This window comes from Ruminococcus sp. RTP21484sp1_RTP21281st1_A8_RTP21281_210402 (assembly GCF_040914025.1).
GTDB classification, from domain to species: domain Bacteria; phylum Bacillota; class Clostridia; order Lachnospirales; family Lachnospiraceae; genus Blautia_A; species Blautia_A faecis.
Map to the genome: position 1 here is coordinate 40,582 of NZ_JBCPGE010000022.1, position 24,323 is coordinate 64,904.

Sequence of the window (24,323 nt, forward strand, 5' to 3'; positions counted from 1 at the left end):
TGTTTTTGTCATATTACATTGCTGCGTTCAAACCAAATGGAAAGTCCTTCTTTTATTTTTTGCTCTTCCACAGGTTTCATAAAAAAATATTCTATCCGCATCCTGAACGCATGAAGCGAAAAATCAAGATCACTGCACCAGATGATCCCACATTTGGGATATAAGGAACGAAGATGTTCTGCAGCATTCAGCCCGGACACACCAGGTAATGCAAGAAGCACCACTGCCGGTACTGTTTTTCGTGTCCACTCAAAAAATTGTTCCTGATCCTGATAAATTTCAATCAATGGAAAAACTTTCTTTTCTGTACAGTAATTCCTGATATATTCCGAACATTTCTGTCCTTCCTGTTTCTGATCAGTCAATATAGCAATACAATACACGACATCCCTCCTTTTCCATCTGATGTCTCCCATTTGTTATTCTCATTATAAAAAAGTCGAAAATTATTTCAATAATTCTGTCACGAAACGACAGAAAATGACACGAATTGTAAATCTATGGTATTTAGATAATTTTAAGTTTGGGGAATTGTCTGTCGGAGCGGACAGGGATTAATTTCTTTTTTTAGCAGTGGCATCACATCTATATTTTATATACTCAAAGAAAACAGACTGATCCACATATCTTCTGTAGAAGCCAGCCTGTTTTCTTATTGTTTTACAATGTGATCTTGTACGTGTTACAGGAACATTTTCCCATTCCATAACTTATACCCGCTCAAATACCACCGTCACCTGCCCGCCGCAGATCATTCCAAGACTGTCCTGGCCGTCTGCTGTTAAGGCATAGTGTTTTACTTCTTTTTCTTTTACTTCTTTACAATGACTGATGGCTTCGTACTCTACTTTGCCGCCGCCAATGCTGCCTGTAATGTGTCCGGACGGTTCTACGAACATTTTGCTTCCTACTCCTCTTGGAGAAGAGCCGGATTTCTCTGCGATGGTGACCATGACACCATGACGACCTTCCAGAACTGCTGTCTCTACTTTTTCATCACAGTAGGCGGAATAATGCTGATTTTTTACCTTAATAATCTCTGCCATAATGCTCACTGCAATTTCCTCCGGAAGCTGTCCGCCAAGAGGGATTCCAATCGGTGCATGGACTTCATCCAACTGCTCTTTTGTATAGCCTTCTTTCAAAAGATTTTCCCTGGTGATCCGTACTTTGTTTTTGCTGCCGATCATGCCAAGATATTCATAGGGACGATGGAGAAGCCTGCGAAGGCAATCAGCATCACCAATGTGGCCTCTGGTAAGTATTACATAGTAGGCATTTTCATAAGGAGTAATATATTTGTCCAGTTCTTTGAAATCACCATAGACCAGCTGGTCTGCTTCCGGGAATCGCTCCTTTGTCACGAAATCTTCTCTGTCATCCATGATCGTTACATGAAAGCCAAGCATTTTTCCCAGATGGGCAGTTGGCTGTGATACGTGACCACCGCCAAAGATCACAAGCCTTGGATTCTTACGGTAATCTTCTACGAAAAGCCGGTGACTGTCTGCTTCTGTTACTTTTGTCTCTTTCGTCTCACTCAGAATATTCAGATAATTATCCCATATGGAAGCATCTTCCGTTTTCTCGGGGATCAGCTGTACACCTGATTTTTTTTCAGCAGCTTCACCACAGTTTTCTTCTCTAATAACCGTTTCCGGTTTCAAAATGCACTTCTTTCCCATATATGGTCCATCCAGAAAAATTCCAGTTTTTGCCCTGCCTTTTTCATCAAGAATCTGATAAATTTTATTATACATGATTTTTCACTCCATCCTGTCATATCAACTACCCAGCCCTTCCTGCCATCATTACCAGGCATTCTTTAATCAATCCCTTTTATTGTTACTGTTCACTCCGTGACCAGTAACACGCTTCGCGATGCACAGAAATCATGCATTCGCATGATTTCGCGCTGAGATTCTCGGGTTTTCTGTGAACTTTGTTCACAAAAAACACCTCGCGGAATGTTACCAGTGAACAGTAACCTTTTATTAGCAAGAGGATGATGCAGCGGTTAAAATTTCATTGCACCTTTCATTCCTATATATTATAATACATCCGGAGGAATTTTCACAATGAAGAAAAAAAGAATTATGGCCAGTTTTCCCATTCGGATTCTGGCAGTCAGTATACCCGGCCTCCTTGCAGGCCTGTTTTTAAATGCCACAAGAACTATGGGGCTGACCTCCGGGGCTTTGAATCTGGTGGTTACAGCCCGTTATGTGCTAAGTCAGATAATCACCTTTCTGGCACCGCTGATCATTATCGGTCTTGTGGCATCTTCCATTATTTCCGTAAAAAAAGCTCCCACACCAGCCACCGCGCCAGTTGTCCGGATCACTTATTTTTCCATGCTTGGAGCCGCAGCTTTCGCATCCGTTCTTGGATATCTGATCATTCCAAGACTTCCGGTATCCACAGACAGTTTATCTTTCCGCTTCCTGCCGGATACCTTGTTTGAGCTTCCCATTCCAGCACCGGTTTCTGCACTGAGCGCGTTAGTACTTGCTATTTTGCTTGCCCTTGGTGCCTGCTGGACCAATGCAGTGCGAACCAAAGAGCTTTTGCAGGAGTTTCGGGGAATTACCCTTTCCCTGATGTCCAGAATTCTTCTTCCACTGTTACCTGCTTATATCGGGCTTTCTCTTTGTACACTGGCTTATCAGGGATATTTCATCAAGTATCTGCCACTGTTGCTTCTGGCACTTATTATTATAATTCCGGCTTATATGGTCTGGGTGTTGGTTCTGTATCATATTGCAGGATCTTATGCCGGAGAAAAGGCATGGGGAATTCTGAAAAATTATATACCGGTCTGTAAAATGGCTTTAAGAACCCATTCTTCCACAGCTGTGGAAAAATATTCACAGAAAGCAGCTGACAAATGTGTGCCGCTTGATTCCGAGCTTATCAAAGAGGCAATTCCTCTTTTTACCCAGATTCATCACTGTGGTTCTGTGCTTGCAGAGGTATTCTTCGCTATGATGATCTCCCGTATTCTGTACGGCTCTGTTCCTGCACCGGGAACTATGTTGATCTTCAGTATTTTGCTTGCCACCTGTTCCATTGGTACACCCGGGCTTCCATGGGGAACCGTAATGGTATCCCTGGGAACCCTGACCGGAATCCTGAAATTCGGAGATTCCGGTATGGCGCTGATGTTCGCTGTTTTTGCACTGAATGATGCTTTTGCAGCAGCATGTAATGCCACATGTGACGGAGCCGCTGCACTGTTTCTGACAGGATATGTAAAAAGACATGATTTTTCAAACAGGCTCTAGGCCAGCGGCTGTCTCAGCCCTCTCTTAATATAAGCTCCAAGTTTCTCCTGCACCAGTTTTCCTTCATCCACAGCAAGGTTTCCGCGAAGGAATACTTTATCAATATCTCCATGGACTTCAAAACCCTCATAGGGGTTGTTATCTGTATTATAGGCATGTGTTTTCGCAGAGATCACGTTCTCTTTTTCCGGATCAAATACTACAATGTCTGCGTCGCTGCCTTCGGCGATAGCTCCTTTGTTTGGATATACACCGTACAACTTAGCTGGATTTTCACACAGAAGCTGGCACATTTTCTCTACTGTAATTTTTCCGGTGCGCACGCCGTAAGTGTAGAGAAGAGTTCCCCTTGTCTGAACTCCCGGCAGGCCGCCTGGAATCTTGGTAAAATCCGCTTTTCCCATTGCTTTCTGGGCAAGGGTAAAGCTGCACTGGTCCGTAGCTACTGTCTGGATATCTCCATCCGCCAGAGCTTTCCACAGGCAGTCCTGATCCTCTTTCTTGCGGATTGGCGGAGCGCACACATATTTGGCACCTTCGAAATCAGGTTTGGAATAAACGCTGTCGTCCAGAAGAAGATACTGAGGACAGGTCTCTGCAAATACGGTCTGACCATTTTCCCGGGCACGGACGATTTCTTCGTATGCCTTGCGGTTGGTCAAATGTACCACCATGACCGGAGCTCCTGCTTCCTTCGCAATTACAAGAAGACGGTGTACTGCCTCGGCCTCCATAGTATCCGGACGTACAAGAGGATGATTCTCCGGACCCAGTTTTCCCTGTGCTTTCGCTTCCTGGATCAGTGCGTCGATCACGCCTGCATTTTCACAATGTACGCCTGCGAAACAGCCTTTTTCATTTAAGGCCTTTATGATCTTATAAAGATCCTCGTCGTCTACGATCATTGCCGGGTAAGTCATATATAGCTTGAAGCTGGTAATGCCCTCATTGATCATGTCCTGAATTTCTTTCTTTGTCTCCTCATTCCATTCTACAATGGACATGTGAAAAGAATAGTCACAGGAGCATTTGCCATCAGCCTTTTTGTGCCACTTCTCAAGACCCTCTTTCAGGGTATGACCTCCTTTATCCTGTGAAGCAAAATCAATGACCAGAGTGGTTCCTCCAAGGATTGCCGCTCTTGTTCCTGTCTCGAAATCATCTGCTGTTACAGTACCAGCAACCTCCAGGTCAAAATGGGTATGTCCGTCAATAAATCCCGGGAAAAGAAGCTTGCCGGATACATCCACCACTTTGGCATCTGGCTGTGAAAGATCCTCTCCTACTTTTATGATCTTTTCGCCTTCCACCAACACATCCTGTTTCCTTGTGCCTGCACCTGATATTACGGTTCCGTTTTTCAAAAGATATTTCATACAACAGATCCTCCCTTCACATTTCTATGGTTATCTGCAATTTCCAAACCAGTCCTGTATTTATTTTTCTTCCACATTGACTTGCATTTATACAAAATAACCAATTTTATTTACCTTATATCTTATTTTAATGTAAATATACCACATGTAATTTCCATCTTCAACAAAATAAATACGAATTTTTTTAAGCCTTCAATAATTTTTTTGTAAAATTGTCTTTTTATTTTTTTTCTGACATGTTATTATAAAAGAAACAAGTCATTCGTTACTATCTGCAATATACGAATACAGGTTACTGTTCACTACGTTCACAGCAACCCGCTTCGCGATGCACAGAAATCATGCCTTGCATGATTTCGCGCCGACATTCTCGGGTTTTCTGTGAACTCTGTTCACAAAAAACACCTCGCGGAACGCTCCCAGTGAACAGTAATAAATACAGACAGGATGCCCGGATTCTATGCGGAGATTTCAGGCATCGACCCATGGCAGGATTTTCCTGCTCTTAATAAAAAAATCAAATCCAAAACAGGAGGGAACAAATATGGGAAGATTAACTGTCTTAGAGCAGATTGCGCAGGATATCGCAGCAGAATTCGGGAACGACTGCGAGGTCGTCATCCATGATCTGAAGACAAAAGAACCGGAACATTCCATTATCTATATAGTAAACGGACACATAACCGGACGAAATGTAGGTGACGGTCCATCGGACGCAGTTTTCGACGGCATCCGCCAGAAAGGACGGGGAAGTGACTGTGCTCCAGCCGACCACAATGGTTACCTGATGAAAACAGCAGACGGCAAGATTTTGAAGTGCAGTACTTCATATATAAAGGACGATGACGGCAGCCTTCACTATGTATTCGGCATCAACTACGACATCACCAAGCTGACCCTGATCAACAGTGCCCTTGATGATCTGATCACCCCGAAGAACAAAGAAGAGAAGCCGAAGCAGATTACTCACAGTGTCAACGATCTTCTGGATCGTCTCATTGAAGAATCCGTGAAGCTTGTAGGCAAGCCGGTAGCTCTCATGAATAAAGAGGATAAGGTAACTGCGATCCAGTTTCTTAATGATTCCGGAGCTTTCCTTATTACAAAGTCCGGAGACAAAGTAGCGAATTATTTTGGAATCTCTAAATATACGCTTTATAGTTATATTGATGTAAATAAGTAATATTTTAGTCATTTTCTTTTTATTTTATAACAAAAATAACATATTGGATACATGTTGTAAAAAAGCCATATAATACCGTCTCCTCATTACAGGATTTGGTTATTATATGGCTTATTTCATCATAATCAAGTCATAACACTCTCTGCAAGCTTTACTCTCTGCAAGCATGAAGCAGCAAGCGGTTTCTTACACCCCTTTGTCGGATGCTGCCAGCAGGCAGCTGCTACTCTTCCTCGCTTCCTAACCGGTGCGCTTCTTTAAAAATTTCACAGACACCCTGATTTACACATCTTTTATAGGCACAGTCCATAAAGGTAAGTATCCTTTTCCCATCTTTTTCTTCATATTCACAGCACACTGTCTGACTGCCGTTACAGGTTCTGCAAAAACCTGAAATAAATTCTTCGGTTTCCATTTTATCATCCTCTCAGCTTATGCACAAAGATCCCGCTTCGCAGCTTCGGCTCAAACCAGGTGGATTTCGGCGGCATAAGCTTACTCTCATCTGCAATCTGCATCAGATCTTCCATAGAAGTAGGATAAAGCGCAAACGCAACGCCTCTGGTCTCATCTGCCATACCCTGAAGCTCTCTTAACTTATGACTTCCGCCTACAAACTTAATACGCTTGTCAGTCCTTGGATCACCAATGCCAAGAACCGGACCTAAAACCACATCCTGAAGAATCTGGGAATCCAGCTGACCAACCACATCTTTTCCCTCATAAAGCTCCGGCTTCGCTTTCAGAAGATACCAGAAACCATCAAGATACATACCAAAGCAATGCTTCTCCACTGGCTTTGCAGGAAAACCCGGAATAATCGTCATGTCGAAGTTCTCCTTAATTTTCTCAAGGACATCTTCCACGCTCTGCCCATTCAGGTCCCTTACCACACGGTTATATGCCAGAATGGTAAGCTGGTCATATGGAAAAACAACGGAAAGAAAATAGTTAAACGCTTCTTCCCCTGTATAATCCGGATTCTCCTGGCGTCGCTTCAGCCCCACTTTCACAGCAGAAGCAGCTCTGTGATGTCCGTCTGCAATATAAAGTGCAGGAATTTTCTCCATCTCAGCCTGGATCTGGCTGATTGCCTCGTCCTCATCGATCACCCATACACGGTGTGTGATCTCGTCCTCTTCAGTAAAATCATAGGCTGCTTTGTGCTCTTTTTTCCATTGCGCAAGAAGGGCAGTCAGAACATCTGTATAACGGCATGCAAGATAAATGGGGCCTGTGTTAGCATCACATACATCCACATGATTGATTCGGTCCAGCTCTTTATCTGATCTGGTAAGTTCATGCTTTTTCACCACATTATTCAGATAATCGTCAATAGAAGCGCAGCCTGCAATTCCAGTCTGAACTTTCCCCTTTCGTACCAATTCATATATGTAATAGCACGGCTTATGGTCCTGGACCAGAACGCCAGTCTCCTCCATCTTATGAAGGTTCTCTTTCGCCTTCTGATAAACCTTCGCATCATAAAGGTCCGTCTCTGCCGGCAGATCCATCTCCGCTCTGTCTACATGGAGAAAAGAATCCGGATTCTCTTTCCCAATGGCTGCTGCCTCTTCTCTATTCACTACGTCATATGGAAGGGCAGCTACTGCTGCTGCCTTTCCCTCTGTAGGTCTAAGTGCTTTAAATGCACGAAATACTGCCATAAAATCTTGCTCCTTTCCCGGAGCGTGTTGAAAAAATCATTCCAGCGATCTGCACGCTCCATACATCCGGTTTGAAAGTATTTTCATCATTTTTCTTCGGCTTTTTTCAAATGCCATACCTTATATTATACCACAATCAGAAGGCTCTTGCAATTAGGCTAAATATTTTTTGAGAAAGCTAAATTTTTTTGTATTTTTCTATTGCAAATTGATTTATTTATGTTATTATACTTATAAGGAAAACAAAAATGTAGTTAAGATGTACTCTAATAACTAAAACCACGAAGGAGGTTTTCACCATGACAGACGGACTGAAATGGACGGTCAATCATGTTCCGGGATCTGATGATAAATTCCTGGACCTGATGTCCGAAGAAAACGTAACCAAAGCAAATGAATTCCACAAAAGTTTCCCCCAGTACTCCGTAACACCACTGCAGAAGCTTTCCGCTCTTGCTTCCTATCTTGGAGTAAAGGGCATCTACTGCAAAGATGAATCCTATCGTTTCGGATTAAACGCCTTTAAGGTTCTTGGAGGCTCTTATGCAATGGGACGTTACATAGCGAAGGAACTCGGTCGCGATATCAGCCAGCTTCCTTACAATGTTCTCTCTTCTGATAAATTAAGAGAAGAATTCGGACAGGCTACTTTCTTCACTGCTACAGATGGAAACCACGGCCGCGGCGTTGCATGGGCTGCTAAACGCCTTGGACAAAAAGCCGTAGTCAGAATGCCTAAAGGAACCACTAAGACACGTTTTGACAACATCGCCAAGGAAGGCGCCGAAGTAACCATCGAAGAAGTAAATTATGATGACTGCGTAAGAATGGCTGCCGCAGAAGCAGCTAAGACAGAACATGGCATCATCGTCCAGGATACTGCATGGGCCGGCTATGAGGAGATTCCATCCTGGATCATGCAGGGATACGGCACTCTGGTACTGGAAGCAGATAAACAGCTGAAGAAGAACGGCGTTGACCGCCCGACACACGTATTTGTACAGGCAGGTGTTGGTTCTCTGGCAGGTGCAGTTGTAGGATATTTTGCCCACAAATATAAAGAAAATCCTCCGGTAATGGTTGTCTGCGAAGCAAGTGCTGCCGACTGCCTCTATCGCTCTGCTGTTCAGGCCGATGGCAATCTGGTAAATGTAACCGGTGATCTTCAGACCATTATGGCAGGTCTTGCATGCGGCGAGGGAAATACCATCGGATGGGACATCCTGAAGAATCATGTAACCGTCTTTGCGTCCTGCCCAGACTGGATGAGTGCCAAGGCAACACGTATTTATGCCAATCCTCTTGAAAACGATCCACACATCATATCTGGTGAATCCGGTTCTGTTCCGCTGGGGCTTGCATATACAGCGCTTCATGACGAAGATGCCAAAGATCTGAAAGAGGCCCTGAAGCTGGATGAGAATTCCAACATTCTGGTAATCTCCACAGAAGGTGATACAGATCCAGTTCGTTACCGTGAGATCGTATGGGATGGCTTATACGGAACAACCGAATCATTAAGCGAATAATTTTTTATAACAATATGATACTTTTTTACAAAAAACGGAGGTAAAAAGTTATGAATTATAACAAAATCAAAGAAGCTGCACAGAATTATGAAGCAGATATGACCAAATTTCTTCGTGATCTGGTTCACTTTCCAGGCGAGAGCTGCGGTGAGAAGGATCATGTAATGCGTATTAAAGAAGAGATGGAGAAGCTTGGCTTTGATAAAGTTGAGATTGACCCAATGGGAAATATCCTTGGCTATATGGGAACTGGAAGCACTCTCATCGGTTTTGACGGACATATTGATACTGTAGGTATCGGAAACAGAACCAACTGGGAATTCGATCCCTATAAAGGATTTGAGACTGAGACTGAGATCGGCGGACGTGGAACTTCTGATCAGATGGGTGGTATCGTATCTGCTGTTTACGGTGCTAAGATCATGAAAGATCTTGGTCTTCTTAATGACAAATATCAGGTTGTTGTTACAGGAACTGTTCAGGAAGAGGACTGCGATGGTCTTTGCTGGCAGTACATCATCAACGAAGACAAGGTTCGTCCGGAATTTGTTGTTTCCACAGAGCCTACAGACGGCGGTATCTACCGTGGACAGCGCGGACGTATGGAGATCCGTATTGATGTAAAAGGTGTTTCCTGCCATGGTTCTGCTCCTGAGCGTGGCGACAACGCAATCTATAAGATGGCTGACATCCTTCAGGATGTTCGTGCATTAAATGAAAATGATGCTGCAGATGAGACCGAGATCAAAGGTCTTGTAAAAATGCTGGATAAGAAATATAACCCGGAATGGGAAGAAGCAAACTTCCTTGGAAGAGGTACGGTTACTACTTCTGAGATTTTCTTCACATCCCCAAGCCGTTGTGCAGTTGCCGACTCCTGTGCCGTTTCCCTTGACCGTCGTATGACAGCAGGTGAGACCTGGGAGAGCTGCCTGGATGAGATCCGCGCACTTCCATCTGTCAAAAAGTATGGTGACGATGTTAAGGTTTCCATGTATGAGTACTCCCGTCCATCCTGGACAGAGCTGGTATATCCAATCGAGTGCTATTTTCCAACATGGGTAATCCCGAAGGATCACAAGGTTACTTCTGCTCTTGAGGAAGCTTACCACAATCTGTATGGCACAGAGCGTATGGGCAATGCTGAGACAGAAGCTATGAGAAAAGCCCGTCCTCTTACCGACAAGTGGACATTCTCTACCAACGGTGTTTCCATTATGGGACGTAACGGAATCCCATGCATCGGATTTGGACCTGGCGCAGAGGCACAGGCTCACGCTCCAAACGAGAAAACATGGAAAGATGATCTGGTAAGATGTGCAGCTGTTTACGCAGCACTTCCTACTGCTTACTGTAAATAATCCGGAAATATCTGTTTATCAGAACTACAGAAACTGCAACTGTTCCGCACGTTCAGAGCTACACACCTTGCGTAACAGTACCTGTGAATCGTTATCAGAAATTATAAACTGCCATGAGGTTATACGTGTGCCCCAAACGCTTTTCCGCAAGCTGCACACCCTTGGAGCAGACAGCTGTTACAATGTGTCTGCTCCATACCTCCACTTTACACATAGTACTTTTCACAATTAACCAGTACAGCGAAAATTAAGTATCTGCGATATTGACCCAGTATTGAAAAATCAGACCAATCAATATAACGGTTCCTTAATATTCTCTGTACCAGATAAATTTTATTTATATAAGGAGAAAATTCATGAAAACATTACAGGATTACATCGACAAGCTTAACAGCCTTAACTTCAAAGAAATGTACAACAACGACTTCTTCTGGACATGGGATAAAACAGACGAGGAACTGGAAGCTGTTTTCACAGTTGCTGACGCTCTCCGCTTCATGAGAGAGCACAATATCTCCACGAAAGTATTCGAGAGTGGTCTTGGAATCTCCATTTTCCGTGACAACTCCACACGTACCCGTTTCTCCTTCGCTTCTGCCTGCAACCTTCTTGGACTTGAGGTACAGGATCTGGACGAGAAGAAATCCCAGATTGCACACGGTGAGACCGTTCGTGAGACAGCCAACATGGTATCCTTCATGGCTGATGTAATCGGTATCCGTGATGATATGTACATTGGTAAGGGACATACTTATCAGAAAGATTTTATGGATGCTGTAACAGAAGGAAATAAAGATGGCATTCTTGAGCAGAGACCTACTCTTGTAAACCTTCAGTGTGACGTTGATCATCCTACCCAGTGTATGGCAGATATGCTTCACATCATCCATGAATTTGGCGGTGTCGAGAATCTGAAAGGCAAAAAGCTTGCTATGACATGGGCTTACTCTCCTTCCTATGGTAAACCACTCTCCGTTCCACAGGGTGTCATCGGACTTATGACACGTTTCGGTATGGACGTTGTTCTGGCGCATCCGGAAGGATACGATGTAATGCCAGAGGTTGAGGAAATTGCTAAGAAAAATGCTGAGAAGTCCGGCGGTTCTTTCACAAAGACAAACAGCATGGAAGAAGCATTCAAAGATGCTGATATCGTTTATCCAAAGAGCTGGGCTCCATTTGCAGCAATGGAAAAACGTACCAATCTCTATGGTGAAGGCGACTTCGACGGAATCGATAAACTGGAGAAAGAGCTTCTTGCTCAGAACGCAGAGCACAAAGACTGGGCTTGCACAGAAGAACTTATGAAGACTACCAAGGACGGCAAAGCGCTTTACCTGCACTGTCTGCCAGCTGATATTACAGGCGTAAGCTGTGAGACCGGTGAGGTTGATGCAAGCGTATTTGACCGTTACCGTATCCCGCTTTATAAAGAAGCAAGCTTCAAACCATATGTAATTGCAGCAATGATCATGCTCTCCAAATTTGAAAACCCACAGGATATCCTGAAAAAACTGGAAGTAAAGGCTGCTCCGAGAATTATGGAATAATGCTTTTCAGGGGGCTGTAGGAATACAGCCCTTTTTTGTTCTCATTTTGATGGTATTTCTTATACTTGATATATTTTTAGTATATCAAATGTTACTGTTCACTCCGCGACCAGTAACTATCAAATTGCCATTATATAGATTGTTTACGATAATATTTATAGAAGTGATTATATTAGAGTATCGCCCACACAGGCTTTCTGCGGAATATTTATCGCAATTCGCAGGAATGATTTTTTTAAACAAACTCTGGTTTACTCCTTCCTAAATATTTATCAGAGGAGGTTTTTATGATATATAAAAGAAAACGTATCGTGGTTGCCCTTGGCGGCAACGCACTTGGAAATACACTTCCAGAACAGATGATAGCAGTAAAATCTACTGCAAAGGCGCTCTGCGACCTTATTGAGGAAGGTCACCAGGTAGTTGTGGTTCACGGAAATGGACCACAGGTAGGTATGATCAACAACGCTATGACTGCGCTTACCCACGAAGATCAGGCACAGCCAAACACTCCGCTCTCTGTCTGTGTAGCTATGAGCCAGGCTTACATTGGCTATGACCTTCAGAACGCACTCCGTGAAGAGCTTCGCAAGCGTGGCTTCATGCGTACACCGGTTGTCACCGTTGTCACACAGGTTCGTGTCGATCCTGAGGATCCTGCATTTGAAAATCCAAGCAAACCAATTGGTAAATTCCTTACCAAGGAAGAAGCTGATTTCCAGGCGAAAGCCTACGGGCATGTTATGAAAGAAGATGCAGGCCGCGGCTACCGCCGTGTGGTTGCTTCTCCCAAGCCAGTGGAAATCGTAGAGCAGGATGCCATCAACAGCCTTGTAGATGCCAACAAGATCGTTATCTGCTGTGGCGGAGGTGGAATCCCGGTCACCTTAGAAGGTCACCATCTAAAAGGTGCTTCTGCTGTCATTGACAAAGATTTCGCAAGCTGTCTGCTTGCAAAGCAGCTGGATGCAGATATGCTGATCATTCTGACGGCTGTGGAAAAAGTTGCCGTTAATTTTGGCAAAGAAAATGAGAAGTGGCTGGACGATCTTACCGTTTCCCAGGCCAGAAAATACATTGAAGAAGGTCAGTTTGCCGCTGGATCTATGCTGCCGAAGGTTCAGGCCTGCGTAGACTTTGCAAGCTCCGGCACCGGCCGCACAGCTATGATCACGCTGTTGGAAAAGGCAAAAGATGGTATTATGGGAAAGACAGGGACACAGATTCATTTGTAAGAAGTGTCTGGGACTGATAGAGTCACCAATAATAGAATTTGACCTCAAAGGTCACTTAGATTACTTAGCAGGGTATGGTTTACACCATACCCTTTTTATACGCCAGAGCGTGTTTAAAAATCATTTATGATGTTTCTCTTCCTCTTCTTCCACCAATCGCGCTGTTTCTTCTGATGGTGCTGAAATCACGGCTGCTGCCACGATTTCACAAGGCGGATTCTCTTTCACCGCATCTACCGCAGCCTTCACTGCGGCTACATCACCGCTTAAAAATACAGTTGCATGACCTCCGCACTTGGTATGCCAGGTACGGAATTCTACATCTGATGTTTTCAGCATCTGGTCAAGGACAACTACTGCATTGCAGCTTCCCAGAACCTCTACCAATCCTAATGCTCCATAAGACATCTTCTATTTCCTCCTGACATGTTCTATTTGTTAATGGTCATCTTAAGTGCTGTTTCCGTGTCTGCTGTGGGGGATGCAATTACCGTATGGGAAACGATTTTACCAAGGGGCTTCGCAGTCTCCAATGCCACTTCCATAGCTGCATTTACATCGGAAACACTGCCGCGCATTTTTACACAGGCTCCACTTTTCAGTCGGTTTCTCTCTACGCTCTGGATCTTTACATTTGCAGCCTTGGATGCTGCATCAAGAGCCACAAAGCAGGCTACCAGGTTATCCAGTTCAAACACCCCAACTGCCATGCCATCATAGTTATCTGCCATTTTATCCTCCTTGTAAGACGGGAAAATGGGGTACTGCTCACTCTGTTCACGTAAAACACCCACGGAACTCTTCTTGCAAGCAGAAATAAAAACACTTCTCCCGACTGCTTTCTTTTCCATTAGTATACCTTGTTTTTATCATAATTACAAGTAATTTCTGGCTGGAATCTCACACGAATTCACAAAATACAACAAAATCCCACATTTTATATTCAAATATCGTTTTCAACTGCTTCCGTGTATAAAAGATTCCATACTTTTGCTCATTTTTTCTGAAATGTCATATATTAGACAATAGCTTTTAAAGAGAGCGTTCTTTACAATTTAACATCCATATCAGTAAGTTCCTTCACATCATTCACCTTCAAAACAACCGTATCATCTCTATGTGCAGTTATCACAGCTTTACCACCTTTATCTCCATTAATGGAGAGCAGGGAGTCGTAGTATTTTTTTGTAAAAATGCAGGGGTTTCCAAGTTTTCCTTCGCAGGAGACACAGGCGATTCCTTTGCCTGATGTTTTTAGGAGGGTGATGAGCTGGCGAATTGTGGCGATGGTGAGCCAGGGCTGGTCGGAAACGGTGAAAAGGCAGGCATCAACGTCTAAGTTGGCTTTTAAGCCGATTTTCAGGGAGGAGGAGATTCCCTCGTCCGGATGAGGGTTGATGTATACGTTTACACCCATGGATCTTGCGCCCTGCTCTATTTCTTCATACTGAGTGACTACTGTTATTCTTTTATAGCACTCTCTCTGTTTAAATAATTTCCCCTTTATTTCACCAAGAGGTGCAATTACTTTATTGCATTCTATATGTTCTTCTTTATAGCCTTCCTCATTCTGCTTTTCCAAATGTTCACCGCATTCCACTTTTTCAATACACTCTGTTTCTTCAAGCCATTCTGCCACGATCATCAGCTTCTCCAGAATATGCCGGTACATGGGCTTCCCTTCGATCTCATATAAAAGCTTATTACTTCCAAACCGCCGACTGTTTCCAGCTGCCAGCATGATCAATGCAATCTTCATAATTTTTCTGCCTCTCTTAAACTGCCATATGCAGCTATTGTGCCTTGCTTTGCCAGGTCTTCTACTATATGCTCTGCCGGAGAAGAATCGGGCAATATGTCTGCTTTATTTAAATATACACGGTAAACTTTATGGTCTACATTTTTATACAAACCGTGAACAGAGGTTGCTATTTTTTCTATGTCTTCTGCGGTAACAGGTGCTTCCAGATTTTTTTCAAGAAAAGAGCTGGTGTATTCGGCACGGTGGGCGGTCTCGCAGATGGGTTTGCCAAGACAGTCCAGACCGATCACACTTACTACTACGTCTGCAAAATCCGGAATTGCCGGTTCCCAGTCGGCTGGAACCTTCAAGGGTTTTCGTTTCGCTCCATCTGCTTCGATCAGCATAACATCACAAAATGGAACCAGTTTCTTCAATGCGGCTTCCTCTATGGCACACATTTTTCCAGAGGTTTCTTCAATATCGGCAACTGCTGCAAAACCGTGTTCTTTCAACATTTCCGAGACTTGCTCAAGATCAGTACTCTTTACCAGAGGCAGCATGGGATCATATGCCATATGGGTAGTTGTGGAAATAATCACTTTTTTACCCAAAGCCTGTAATTCTTCATTCAGACGGTAAATCAGACTTGTCTTTCCACCACCACCGACTACAGCGATCACTGGGTATTTCTCTATATCAAGTTTTAATAAGTCCAGAAAATAACCGTATCTTTTCATCCTGACCTCCTTCACGCCAATTATTTTCATGCAATGATTCATTGCCTGACTTCGTAACCATAAAAAACAATTCTATAAAAAGTACATAGGCTTCATAACATTCCCCAAGCGAAAACATGTTAATAAATGCAATGTGACCAAACAGGATCTAGAGCGTGTTTGGCAATACACCCTCACTGAGCAAAATCTCCACCACACTTCCAGCAATACATCTGGCCTTATCCGAAATGGTAAAGCAGTTCTTCTTCTCCTCTTTTCTGGGATCAATATCGGCGATTTTCATTCCAACAGGAACATTGTAGCCTTCCTTTATAATTCCCCTTAATACGCCTGTTATAGAGGCTTCTACAGGGGTTTCTCCCACGTAGGCAAGGATCTGTCCTTTCTCTACAATATCGGCAATATGGGCCATATTATGGATTCTGCCGACACCCGGGGAGTGGATCACACGTTCTTTGCTGACACCGCCTACCATTCCGGGGACACCCGTATTTGGAATTGCCGGACCCTCAGTAATGATTCTGGCAAGATCGTGACCTCGCATGGTTTCCACAACGTAATCCACGTCTTCCCCGGCAAAAAAGCCTGGTCCAAGACCAATGGTAAGAGGTGCCATATTTCTTGAAGTTCCAAGATTTCTCTTTGCAAGAATTGCATCTACCAGAGCAGCTACCTTGCCTTGCGCAGAAAGTTCAATCATACAATCGCCTGCCGGATCGACCATAAGTGGAATTTCCCCTGCTTGCCAGACTTGCTCGCATTCTTCCAGAGAATCTATTCTTCTGCAAAGAATCCCTTCTACTGCTGCTGTCCCATCATACACAGCTTCGCAAAACGCTACCTTTCTGCGGATTGCACTTGGTTTTTCACATTCTAAGATCAGTACACGATAGCCACAGCGATGCAGTCTGTGGATCACGCCGCTTGCCAGGTCTCCGCCGCCGCGGACTATTATACACTTGTCACTCATACTTTTTTCCTGCCCATTTTTAATATTTTAGAAAAGGCGGGGAAGTCCCCGCCCTCTGATATTTTTGTATTATAACAATATTGCTACATGCTAATCGTTTTTCATTTGATTCAATCAATTTCATAACAATATTGTGTTGCAATTAATATTATAACACTTTTCCCATTTACAGTATAGTATAAAATACATTTTTAATATAGAACCCACAAACAGTAGATTACTGTTCACTCCGTTCACAACAACATGCTTCGCGATGCACAGAAATCATGCATTCGCATGATTTTGCGCCGCACTTCTCGGGTTTTCTGTGAACTATGTTCACAAAAAACAACTCGCGGAATGTCACCAGTAAACAGTAACAACAGCAGCACTTAAATTATTTACCCTCAGCTGTCATATTCTCCTTATTCACCTTCTCCACTGCATTCACAATATTCTCATACCCTGTACAGCGGCAAAGATTTCCTGCCATATGCTTGCGGATGGCATCTCTCGTAAGCTTCTCGCCCCGCTCAAGAAGCACTGTGGCAGACATAACAAAGCCTGGTGTGCAGAATCCGCACTGGATAGCGCCTTCCTCAATAAAAGCTTCCTGAATCCTGGTAAGTTCGCCGTTTTTCTCAAGACCTTCCAGGGTGCGGATATTCTTTCCCTCAGCCCAGACTGCCAGATAAATACAGGAGTCAATGGTCTCACCGTCAATGATCACAGTACAGGCACCGCATTCACCTACTTCACAGCCTTTCTTCACAGAGGTAAGCCCAAGGCGGTTTCGCAGCATGTCAAGAAGGGATTCTCTCACGTCCACATACTCAGCTACCTCTTTTCCGTTTACAGTACACTGTACCAGCCGCATATCCTTTTTCATGACTGCTCACCTCCTGTTACATTCTCCGCATCAGATGAAGGATAAATTTTTCCATTTGAACTCATATTTTCGCCTGAAGTTGTCCGGACATCCGGCACTACAACTCCCGTCACCATTCCCCTGCGAACACTCTCCTTCAGCGCGCGTTTCGCGATTTCTCCGCCAATCTGCAGTCGGAACGCCTTAGAAGCACGCCAGGAATCTCTGGGATTGATTTCTTCCCTTACCAGCTCTTCCACCTTCTGATACAGCTCTTCGCCAATTTCCATACCCCTCAGCACCTCTTCCGTCTTCGCACACCGATACGGCACGGGTGCAGCTACACCAAAGGTGATCCTTACATCCTCCAGAACCTTTTTCATAGGATCGATTCTGCTGACTACACTACAGCTCAGAGTCGCAATATCCATTGCATTTCGCATGGAATACTTAATATAAAATCCATGATATCCCTGATAATCCTTCCCAGGGATCACAATGTGGGTGAGCACATCTCCCTGATGCAGATCCACCTTACCAGGTCCCAGATAGAAATCCCTGATGGGAACCATCCGTCCACCAGTTCCATCTGCAATCCGCAGCATGGCATTCAGTGAAAAAAGTGTAGGTGCACTGTCCGCACTGACCGCACCATTACAGACATTTCCGCCAATAGTACCAATATTGCGGACCTGAGGTCCGCCAACCTGATCTACTGCTTCCCCCAAAACCGGAATCAGCTTCTGAATCACCGGATCATTGGTCACATGGGAAAAAGTAGTTCCTGCTCCAATATAAATATCACCAGACTCCATCTGCCGGATTCCCTTGATTTCCTTAATATCACGAATGCTCACTAAAGATGTACCGGCCATTTTGCCCTCACGGATCTTGATCAGCACATCACTTCCCCCGGAAATCACCCTTGCATCCGGATGCTCCTTCAGAAGAGTTACCGCTTCCTTAATGGTCTCTGCATTATAATAATTTTCAATATCGTACATTCCTCATGCCCCCTTTCTCAGATCAATCCGGCCTTTGTAAAACCGTCTATCAGTCTTTGCGGTGTCAGAGGAATCTCAGAAAAGCCGATGCCAGTTGCATGAAGCACAGCATTCCGGATGGCCGGTGCACTTGGAATTGCAGGAGGCTCGCCAAGGGCTTTATTTCCATATGGACCCATTGGATCGTTCAGCTCTACAAACTCAGCAGTCAGATCCGGAGTATCCATCATCGTCATCATTTTATAATCCAGCAAAGTCCCATTTAATGGTCTTCCTGTTTTCTCATCGATAAGAAGCTGCTCAGAAACTCCATAACCGATTCCCATAAACATGCCGCCATGAACCTGCATTGCTGCAAGCTGCGGATTCAAAAGGGTTCCACTGTCATGAACATTCACAATATCCAGAACCTTGATCTTGCCAAGTTTCATATCTACTTCTACTTCCGCAAAACAACAGCCGCTGGCAACTGTATTCTTCTTCACCTGTCTGGAAACCTCTGCTGTAAGGACAGAAGAATTACTCAGACTGTAATAGCTCTCCATAGCCAGATCCTCAAGGGAAATCGCAGGCTTGCCATCTGCCAGAATATAACCATCCTCCAGTTCCAGCCGGTCCACATTACCTGGAACCAGTGTTCTGGCATATTCTAAGATCTTCTGCTTCAGCTGCTGCGCACATTCCTTCACGGCTGTACCGGTGACAAAGGACTGTCTGGAAGCATACGCACCTGTATCAAAAGGCGTCACATCTGTATCCTGCTGGGTTACAATATGTACCCTGGAAATATCCATATGTAAGGTCTCTGCTGCCATCTGGGAAAATACAGTATCCGCGCCCTGTCCAATCTCTGTAGCACCAACCTGCAGCTGTACACTTCCATCCTGATTCAGAGACAGCCTTGCACCTGCAATCTCCAGAGAAATTGGCCATACACCAGTCTTATAGGAAAACAGTGCCATACCAACTCCACGCCGGATATCGCCAGTCTGGTTCTGATATGCTTTCCGTTTCTCATCCCAGTGAATATACTCTGCTCCTTTTTCCAGGCACTCAAAAATACCGTTGGTATTCGCTGCGATTGGCTTCAGATAGGCATCTTCATAATAGCCATGGATCAGATTTTTTCTGCGGAATTCCAGCGGATCCATACCGATTTCATAAGCAATATCATCCATAAAGCTCTCTGTGGCAAAGCAAACCTGAGGAATACCATATCCTCTCATCGCCCCTGCTGTAGGACAGTTGGTATAGACGGTATATGCTTCTCCTCGGATATTTGGACATGCATACTGAAGTCTGCTGGCTGTCAGACCATTGGCTGCTATGGCATGTCCGTGGGATGCATAAGCTCCCTGATTGGAATAGGTAGTCATCTCTTTTGCAAGAAGATGTCCTTCTGCATCTACGCCTGCTTCCATGTCATATTCAATGGAGTGACGGGTTCTGGTATTGGTAAAGGTCTCCTCACGTGTAAGCTCGATCTTCACAGGGCGACCGCCCACCTGCATGGTGAGAAATGCATTCAGAGGTTCATAAAGCACCTCCTGCTTGTTGCCAAAACCACCGCCTACATAAGGCTTGATCACACGTACCTGCCCCCAGGGGATTCCAAGTGCCTGGCCAACAATACGGCGTACAATATGTGGAATCTGTGTGGAAGAAACCACCACGATCCTTCCCTTTTCCATATAGGCGTAAGAAATATTATTCTCAATATGGCAGTGCTGGACAATAGGTGTCTTATAACTTCTTTTCAGCTTCACGGCAGCCTTCTCCATTGCGCTGTCCACATCTCCGATCGCAAAGCTGGATCTTGCCAGAATGTTATCCTTCTTGTCAAGATGAATGGGATGCTCCGTTCCACGCATGGAAATCTTCGGGCTCACGACCACCGGATATTCCTCATATTCTACTTTGATCAGCTTCAATGCCCTGGAAGCTGTCACTTCGTCCTCAGCTACTACAGCTGCAATATCATCGCCATAATACCGTACTCGTCCGGTGAGCAGATTACGGTCTGCCACATCCTGATGAGCAAGCTCCACAGACCAGGGATGTCCTGGGGTTGGATAACAATGATTCGGTACGTCCTTAAAGGTAACTACCTTTACTACGCCGTCCAGAGCCTCTGCTTCTCTGGTATCAATGGATTTTACCACGCCGTTTCCGATCTTTGCATGATAAACCCTGGCTACCAGACACTTATTCAGGATCAGGTCATCTGTAAATTTCGCACGTCCTGTCACTTTCTCATAAGCGTCTACTCTTGGAACACTCTTTCCAATCATATGCTTCACCTTCTTTATATTTTTTGCAGCGGATGCCTCCAATCCGCCCTTTACCCCCTCATAAAGGAATGGCCGACGCCGTTCAAAAAACAAGTTTACGGTTCTTCTTTGAACTGATCGTCGGCCCCTTATGCTTCTTCTCTTTCCGTCTCAACCTAAAAAATATTGTACAAAATATTCTTTCAATGCAAAATTATTGTATCATATTTCACCGATGTTTTGCAATAATTTTATAAATAATTTAGTTGTTTTATCTATATAATTTTGAAATTTCTGCAAATTCGAAGCTCTATCAGCCTGGGGCATGTCTGGAAAATCATTCCCGCAATCTTCATTCCCTGCTTTGCGGTATATTTCGCCATGGAATATTGCGTAACTGCCATAATCGCTTCTCTAATTTTTCGCCGTATAAATCCCCCGCAGATCGTAAATCGCATGTCTTGGACACTTCACTGCGCACATTCCACAGCTCAGGCAGACAGACTCTTCTATCACTGCACAGTTATCTGTAACCTGGATTGCCCCGGCCGTACAGGTCTTCTCACAGATTCCACAGCCGATACAACTGACTTCACACTGTTTTTTTGCCTCTGCCCCTTTACTCTTATTTGAACATTTTACTACGATCCAATTGGCACATTCATGGACATGAATGATCTTCTGTGGACATACCTTCCCACATGCTCCGCAGCCGATGCATTTTTCTTCCTCTATTTCCGCCACGCCATACTCATTTAGGGAAACGGCGCCAAATTTACATTTCTCCACACAGGCTCCACAGCCAATACATCCATCTTTGCATCCATTGTCCCCTGCTGTAACCCTGCACCCCCCGTTACATGCCACAACAGCTGACCGATACGGAAATTTCTTCTTTACTGCCATCTCTCATCCCTTCCTTTCATATGGTGTTTCACTAAGAGGAAGGCTGTAACGCCTTACACCATCTCTTCGGAAATAGGCATCTGCTATTGCGGGAGCGGTGGGAATGGATGTAATTTCTCCAATACCAATAGCACCGCAGGCAACCTTAAGACCTGGCTTGTCGATAACAATGGCATCGATCTTCGGAATCTCATGTGCACGGAAAAGACCTAAAGAACCATACTTGGAAATAGGTTTACAGTTCTCATCAATGGGATATTTTTCCCGCAGGGCAAATCCTATGGACATTACCACACCGCCCTCGATCTGCCCCTCACAGGACAAAGGATTTACCGCTTTTCCCACATCATGAGCAGCAACTATCTCTTCAATTTTACCTGTCTTGGAATCCAAAATACAAACCTGGGTAGCATATCCATAAGCAACATGGGATACCGGATTGGGCACATTTGCACCAAGAGGATCAGTCTTCGCAAGATATTCTGCATAATAAACCTTACCGATCATATCTTCTACGCTTAATCCTGCTTTTTTATCCTCCATCAATTTCTCACAGGCTCTTCTGCAAGCCTCACCGGTGATCAGTGTCTGTCTGGAACCGGATGTAGTTCCGGAATCTGGTGAAATCCAGGTATTACTGCGCTCGTAAATGATATCCTCTCTTTTTATATCTGTATTACTCACGATCATCTGGGTCAGTACTGTGCCAAGCCCCTGTCCAATGCAGGAAGCTCCTGAGTAGATGTGAAGCTTCTTATCCTCTTCATAAATCAGTTTCACGCGGCCAGTGTCTGGAATTCCAACACCAACACCCGCATTCTTCATGGCGCAGCCAATGCCCACCGCTTTTCCTGCTGCCAACGCAGCTTCATATTTCGGCTGTACCGCTTCTAAGGTCTCCACAAGACCTGTGGAAGCGTCAACAATCTGACCATTTGGAAGTGTTTCCCAGGGCCGGATCGCATTGCGGTAACGAATTTCCCAGGGAGTGATTCCCACCTTATCTGCCATCATATTCAGAAGTGTCTCTGTCGCAAAACAGGTCTGGGTAACTCCGAATCCGCGAAATGCTCCTGCCGGCGGATTATTGGTATAGTAAGCTGTTCCCTCAATTTCAAAGTTTTCGTAGTGATAAGGACCTGCTGCATGGGTACATGCGCGCTCCAGAACCGGACCGCCAAGAGATGCGAATGCACCTGTATCCGCGGCAACCTTTGCCTTTACTCCCATGATATTTCCATTTTCATCACAGCCCATGGTCATATCCATATAAAAAGGATGGCGCTTAGGATGAACCAGCAGGGATTCTGCTCTTGTAAGCTTCATCTTAACCGGTTTCTTCGTCACATAAGTAAGAAGCGCACTTAAATGCTGCACGGTCATGTCTTCCTTACCACCAAATCCGCCGCCTACCAGCGCATTCTGTACCTTTACTTTGTCTGTACCAAGAACTAAGCTGCATTCGTGCAGCGTCTGGTGTGCTGACTGGTCTGTGGAATATACAAAAACATCTCCGTCTTCATCATAAAAAGACACGGCACATTCCGGTTCCAGAAATGCGTGTTCCGTCCATGGTGTCTCAAAATGATGGGAAATCACATATTTGGAATTTTTTATAGCCTCTGCTGCATTTCCCCGGCTGATATGTTTATATGCACAGATATTGTTCTCTTCCTCATCAAATACCTTTGGTGCATCTGGTTTCGCTGCCTCTTCAATCGTATGAATGTGAGGAAGCACCTCATACTCAACCTGGATCAGCTTCGCTGCCTTATCCGCAGTCTCTTTATCTCTGGCTGCTACAAGTGCAATGGCATCTCCCAGATAATGGGTAAGCCCTCCTATCGGAATCAAGGTATACTGATCATGCTTCAAATGTCCGATTTTATTCTCTCCTGGAATATCTTCCGCCGTAACAACTGCCTCTACCCCAGGAAGTGCCAGTGCCTTGGTCTTATCAATGGAAAGCACCCTTGCACGCGGATATTTACTTCTCAGTGCTGATCCATAAAGCATACCATCCAGGTAAAAATCGTCTGGATATTTTCCGGTACCAAGAACCTTTTCCCCAACATCGATTCTTGCTACACGGGAGCCAATATGCCAGTCGTTGTTAATTTCTTCCGGAAGTGTCCCCTCCTGCATAACTTTAGCCGCGATCCGTACTGCATCTATAATTTTTACATATCCGGTACAACGGCAATAATTGTTACGCAAGGCATATTTGATTTCTTCATCAGTGGGCTCTTTATTCACATCCAGAAGAGCTTTCGTGCACATTACCATGCCAGGAATGCAAAAGCCGCACTGTACAGCACCAGCCTTTCCGTATGCATACGTATATACCTTTTCTTCCCACTCTGTCAGACCTTCTACTGTAATGATATTTCTGCCATCCAGCAGATCTGTATCCGGCACACAGGCCTTACAGGTTCTGCCATCGATAATCACTGTACAGGCTCCACAGGCACCCTCACTACAGCCATCTTTTACAGAAGTCAGATGTAACTCATCACGGAGAAATCTGAGCAGCTTTTGATTTTTTTTCGTCTCTACCCTCTGGCCATTGACTGTAAATACTGCCATGTTGGACTCTCCTTTCTACTCCCCCCATGAAAGTCAGATGCTTTTAACTGCGCTCCTAAACTTTCACAGTGAAC

Annotated in this window: 22 protein-coding genes and 1 pseudogene; 6 read left to right on the forward strand and 17 right to left on the reverse strand. The window is 44.5% G+C overall.

Annotation, left to right across the window (positions count from 1 at the left end; genetic code table 11):
• Nucleotides 1–8: 8 nt before the first annotated feature.
• Together AB5170_RS11890 and AB5170_RS11895 are read right to left on the reverse strand one after the other, a co-directional pair.
• Nucleotides 9–383, reverse strand: a complete 375-nt coding sequence (locus AB5170_RS11890; protein WP_173771983.1) for a response regulator — start codon at nucleotides 381–383, stop codon at nucleotides 9–11.
• A 327-nt stretch (nucleotides 384–710) separates the two neighbouring features.
• On the reverse strand, nucleotides 711–1,760 hold the full coding sequence (locus AB5170_RS11895; RefSeq protein ID WP_173773571.1) for an XdhC/CoxI family protein: 1,050 nt from the start codon (nucleotides 1,758–1,760) through the stop codon (nucleotides 711–713).
• 318 nt (nucleotides 1,761–2,078) lie between these two features.
• Between AB5170_RS11895 and AB5170_RS11900 the strand changes: the two genes are divergently transcribed.
• A complete protein-coding gene (locus AB5170_RS11900) occupies nucleotides 2,079–3,284 on the forward strand; it encodes a cation:dicarboxylase symporter family transporter (RefSeq protein ID WP_173771981.1) in 1,206 nt (401 codons plus the stop codon).
• On the opposite strand, the gene hydA is transcribed toward AB5170_RS11900, so the two are convergent.
• Nucleotides 3,281–4,660, reverse strand: coding sequence for a dihydropyrimidinase (gene hydA, locus AB5170_RS11905; protein WP_173771980.1), 1,380 nt, complete (start codon nucleotides 4,658–4,660; stop codon nucleotides 3,281–3,283). The two genes, AB5170_RS11900 and hydA, sit on opposite strands and share 4 nt — an antisense overlap.
• A gap of 544 nt (nucleotides 4,661–5,204) precedes the next feature.
• Between hydA and AB5170_RS11910 the strand changes: the two genes are divergently transcribed.
• On the forward strand, nucleotides 5,205–5,843 hold the full coding sequence (locus tag AB5170_RS11910; RefSeq protein ID WP_173718096.1) for a transcriptional regulator: 639 nt from the start codon (nucleotides 5,205–5,207) through the stop codon (nucleotides 5,841–5,843).
• Between the two features lie 223 nt (nucleotides 5,844–6,066).
• Here AB5170_RS11910 and AB5170_RS11915 read toward each other — a convergent pair whose 3' ends face one another.
• The 3 genes and pseudogenes from AB5170_RS11915 to AB5170_RS11925 all read right to left on the reverse strand — a co-directional run.
• Nucleotides 6,067–6,258, reverse strand: coding sequence for a hypothetical protein (locus AB5170_RS11915; RefSeq protein ID WP_173718095.1), 192 nt, complete (start codon nucleotides 6,256–6,258; stop codon nucleotides 6,067–6,069).
• A 4-nt stretch (nucleotides 6,259–6,262) separates the two neighbouring features.
• The gene (locus tag AB5170_RS11920; protein WP_173718094.1) at nucleotides 6,263–7,510 is read right to left on the reverse strand and encodes a DUF1015 domain-containing protein; all 1,248 of its coding nucleotides are present in this window, start codon (nucleotides 7,508–7,510) and stop codon (nucleotides 6,263–6,265) included.
• A pseudogene (locus tag AB5170_RS11925) lies at nucleotides 7,488–7,571 on the reverse strand (DUF6783 domain-containing protein); the annotation flags it as partial. The gene AB5170_RS11920 and the pseudogene AB5170_RS11925, both read right to left, overlap by 23 nt.
• 238 nt (nucleotides 7,572–7,809) lie before the next feature.
• Here AB5170_RS11925 and dpaL point away from each other — a divergent pair.
• The 4 genes from dpaL to arcC all read left to right on the forward strand — a co-directional run bounded on the left by dpaL (nucleotide 7,810) and on the right by arcC (nucleotide 13,185).
• Nucleotides 7,810–9,039, forward strand: coding sequence for a diaminopropionate ammonia-lyase (dpaL, locus tag AB5170_RS11930; protein WP_173771979.1), 1,230 nt, complete (start codon nucleotides 7,810–7,812; stop codon nucleotides 9,037–9,039).
• A 50-nt stretch (nucleotides 9,040–9,089) separates the two neighbouring features.
• Nucleotides 9,090–10,400, forward strand: coding sequence for a YgeY family selenium metabolism-linked hydrolase (locus AB5170_RS11935; protein ID WP_173718092.1), 1,311 nt, complete (start codon nucleotides 9,090–9,092; stop codon nucleotides 10,398–10,400).
• 356 nt (nucleotides 10,401–10,756) lie between these two features.
• Nucleotides 10,757–11,950 carry a knotted carbamoyltransferase YgeW gene (gene ygeW, locus AB5170_RS11940; protein ID WP_118583376.1) on the forward strand — a complete coding sequence of 398 codons (1,194 nt, stop codon included), beginning with the start codon at nucleotides 10,757–10,759 and terminating at the stop codon, nucleotides 11,948–11,950.
• Nucleotides 11,951–12,237: 287 nt separating this feature from the next.
• Nucleotides 12,238–13,185 (forward strand): carbamate kinase, encoded by a 948-nt coding sequence (arcC, locus tag AB5170_RS11945; protein ID WP_179988296.1) that lies wholly within the window; start codon nucleotides 12,238–12,240, stop codon nucleotides 13,183–13,185.
• 120 nt (nucleotides 13,186–13,305) lie between these two features.
• Here the strand turns inward: arcC and AB5170_RS11950 are convergent, their stop codons facing one another.
• The 11 genes from AB5170_RS11950 to xdh all read right to left on the reverse strand — a co-directional run bounded on the left by AB5170_RS11950 (nucleotide 13,306) and on the right by xdh (nucleotide 24,249).
• A complete protein-coding gene (locus AB5170_RS11950; protein ID WP_173771978.1) occupies nucleotides 13,306–13,593 on the reverse strand; it encodes a BMC domain-containing protein in 288 nt (95 codons plus the stop codon).
• 23 nt (nucleotides 13,594–13,616) lie between these two features.
• The gene (locus AB5170_RS11955) at nucleotides 13,617–13,916 is read right to left on the reverse strand and encodes a BMC domain-containing protein (protein ID WP_118583374.1); all 300 of its coding nucleotides are present in this window, start codon (nucleotides 13,914–13,916) and stop codon (nucleotides 13,617–13,619) included.
• Between the two features lie 317 nt (nucleotides 13,917–14,233).
• Complete coding sequence (locus AB5170_RS11960; protein ID WP_195380238.1) at nucleotides 14,234–14,944, reverse strand: NTP transferase domain-containing protein; 711 nt, start codon at nucleotides 14,942–14,944, stop codon at nucleotides 14,234–14,236.
• Nucleotides 14,941–15,666: a selenium cofactor biosynthesis protein YqeC gene (gene yqeC, locus AB5170_RS11965; RefSeq protein WP_195380239.1), complete on the reverse strand. Its 726-nt coding sequence runs from the start codon at nucleotides 15,664–15,666 to the stop codon at nucleotides 14,941–14,943. The genes AB5170_RS11960 and yqeC overlap by 4 nt, the downstream gene beginning before the upstream one ends.
• Nucleotides 15,667–15,814: 148 nt before the next feature.
• Nucleotides 15,815–16,636: a selenium-dependent molybdenum cofactor biosynthesis protein YqeB gene (gene yqeB, locus AB5170_RS11970; RefSeq protein ID WP_148463358.1), complete on the reverse strand. Its 822-nt coding sequence runs from the start codon at nucleotides 16,634–16,636 to the stop codon at nucleotides 15,815–15,817.
• A 376-nt stretch (nucleotides 16,637–17,012) separates the two neighbouring features.
• Nucleotides 17,013–17,504 (reverse strand): xanthine dehydrogenase subunit XdhC, encoded by a 492-nt coding sequence (gene xdhC, locus AB5170_RS11975; RefSeq protein WP_118583364.1) that lies wholly within the window; start codon nucleotides 17,502–17,504, stop codon nucleotides 17,013–17,015.
• Nucleotides 17,501–18,487 carry a xanthine dehydrogenase subunit XdhB gene (gene xdhB / locus AB5170_RS11980; RefSeq protein WP_294431862.1) on the reverse strand — a complete coding sequence of 329 codons (987 nt, stop codon included), beginning with the start codon at nucleotides 18,485–18,487 and terminating at the stop codon, nucleotides 17,501–17,503. The genes xdhC and xdhB overlap by 4 nt, the downstream gene beginning before the upstream one ends.
• Before the next feature lie 17 nt (nucleotides 18,488–18,504).
• Entirely contained in the window at nucleotides 18,505–20,778 is a 2,274-nt protein-coding gene (xdhA, locus tag AB5170_RS11985; protein WP_195391941.1) for a xanthine dehydrogenase subunit XdhA, read from the reverse strand.
• Nucleotides 20,779–21,032: 254 nt separating this feature from the next.
• A complete protein-coding gene (locus AB5170_RS11990) occupies nucleotides 21,033–21,215 on the reverse strand; it encodes a DUF6783 domain-containing protein (protein WP_368365069.1) in 183 nt (60 codons plus the stop codon).
• Nucleotides 21,172–21,663: a 4Fe-4S binding protein gene (locus AB5170_RS11995; RefSeq protein ID WP_173769658.1), complete on the reverse strand. Its 492-nt coding sequence runs from the start codon at nucleotides 21,661–21,663 to the stop codon at nucleotides 21,172–21,174. Before AB5170_RS11995 ends, AB5170_RS11990 begins: the two co-directional genes overlap by 44 nt.
• Before the next feature lie 3 nt (nucleotides 21,664–21,666).
• Complete coding sequence (gene xdh, locus AB5170_RS12000) at nucleotides 21,667–24,249, reverse strand: selenium-dependent xanthine dehydrogenase (RefSeq protein WP_173769657.1); 2,583 nt, start codon at nucleotides 24,247–24,249, stop codon at nucleotides 21,667–21,669.
• Between the last annotated feature and the right edge of the window lie 74 nt (nucleotides 24,250–24,323).

What these genes read in the sequence shown, in the direction of transcription:
- arcC (WP_179988296.1), top strand. Translation starts at nt 12,238, where the DNA reads ATGATATATAAAAGAAAACGTATCGTGGTTGCCCTTGGCGGCAACGCA.
- AB5170_RS11915 (WP_173718095.1), bottom strand. Translation starts at nt 6,258, where the DNA reads ATGGAAACCGAAGAATTTATTTCAGGTTTTTGCAGAACCTGTAACGGC.
- AB5170_RS11910 (WP_173718096.1), top strand. Translation starts at nt 5,205, where the DNA reads ATGGGAAGATTAACTGTCTTAGAGCAGATTGCGCAGGATATCGCAGCA.
- yqeC (WP_195380239.1), bottom strand. Translation starts at nt 15,666, where the DNA reads ATGAAAAGATACGGTTATTTTCTGGACTTATTAAAACTTGATATAGAG.
- AB5170_RS11990 (WP_368365069.1), bottom strand. Translation starts at nt 21,215, where the DNA reads ATGCGATTTACGATCTGCGGGGGATTTATACGGCGAAAAATTAGAGAA.
- AB5170_RS11900 (WP_173771981.1), top strand. Translation starts at nt 2,079, where the DNA reads ATGAAGAAAAAAAGAATTATGGCCAGTTTTCCCATTCGGATTCTGGCA.
- dpaL (WP_173771979.1), top strand. Translation starts at nt 7,810, where the DNA reads ATGACAGACGGACTGAAATGGACGGTCAATCATGTTCCGGGATCTGAT.
- yqeB (WP_148463358.1), bottom strand. Translation starts at nt 16,636, where the DNA reads ATGAGTGACAAGTGTATAATAGTCCGCGGCGGCGGAGACCTGGCAAGC.
- hydA (WP_173771980.1), bottom strand. Translation starts at nt 4,660, where the DNA reads ATGAAATATCTTTTGAAAAACGGAACCGTAATATCAGGTGCAGGCACA.
- xdhC (WP_118583364.1), bottom strand. Translation starts at nt 17,504, where the DNA reads ATGAAAAAGGATATGCGGCTGGTACAGTGTACTGTAAACGGAAAAGAG.
- xdhA (WP_195391941.1), bottom strand. Translation starts at nt 20,778, where the DNA reads ATGATTGGAAAGAGTGTTCCAAGAGTAGACGCTTATGAGAAAGTGACA.
- xdh (WP_173769657.1), bottom strand. Translation starts at nt 24,249, where the DNA reads ATGGCAGTATTTACAGTCAATGGCCAGAGGGTAGAGACGAAAAAAAAT.
- AB5170_RS11995 (WP_173769658.1), bottom strand. Translation starts at nt 21,663, where the DNA reads ATGGCAGTAAAGAAGAAATTTCCGTATCGGTCAGCTGTTGTGGCATGT.
- xdhB (WP_294431862.1), bottom strand. Translation starts at nt 18,487, where the DNA reads ATGTACGATATTGAAAATTATTATAATGCAGAGACCATTAAGGAAGCG.
- ygeW (WP_118583376.1), top strand. Translation starts at nt 10,757, where the DNA reads ATGAAAACATTACAGGATTACATCGACAAGCTTAACAGCCTTAACTTC.
- AB5170_RS11955 (WP_118583374.1), bottom strand. Translation starts at nt 13,916, where the DNA reads ATGGCAGATAACTATGATGGCATGGCAGTTGGGGTGTTTGAACTGGAT.
- AB5170_RS11920 (WP_173718094.1), bottom strand. Translation starts at nt 7,510, where the DNA reads ATGGCAGTATTTCGTGCATTTAAAGCACTTAGACCTACAGAGGGAAAG.
- AB5170_RS11935 (WP_173718092.1), top strand. Translation starts at nt 9,090, where the DNA reads ATGAATTATAACAAAATCAAAGAAGCTGCACAGAATTATGAAGCAGAT.
- AB5170_RS11895 (WP_173773571.1), bottom strand. Translation starts at nt 1,760, where the DNA reads ATGTATAATAAAATTTATCAGATTCTTGATGAAAAAGGCAGGGCAAAA.
- AB5170_RS11960 (WP_195380238.1), bottom strand. Translation starts at nt 14,944, where the DNA reads ATGAAGATTGCATTGATCATGCTGGCAGCTGGAAACAGTCGGCGGTTT.
- AB5170_RS11950 (WP_173771978.1), bottom strand. Translation starts at nt 13,593, where the DNA reads ATGTCTTATGGAGCATTAGGATTGGTAGAGGTTCTGGGAAGCTGCAAT.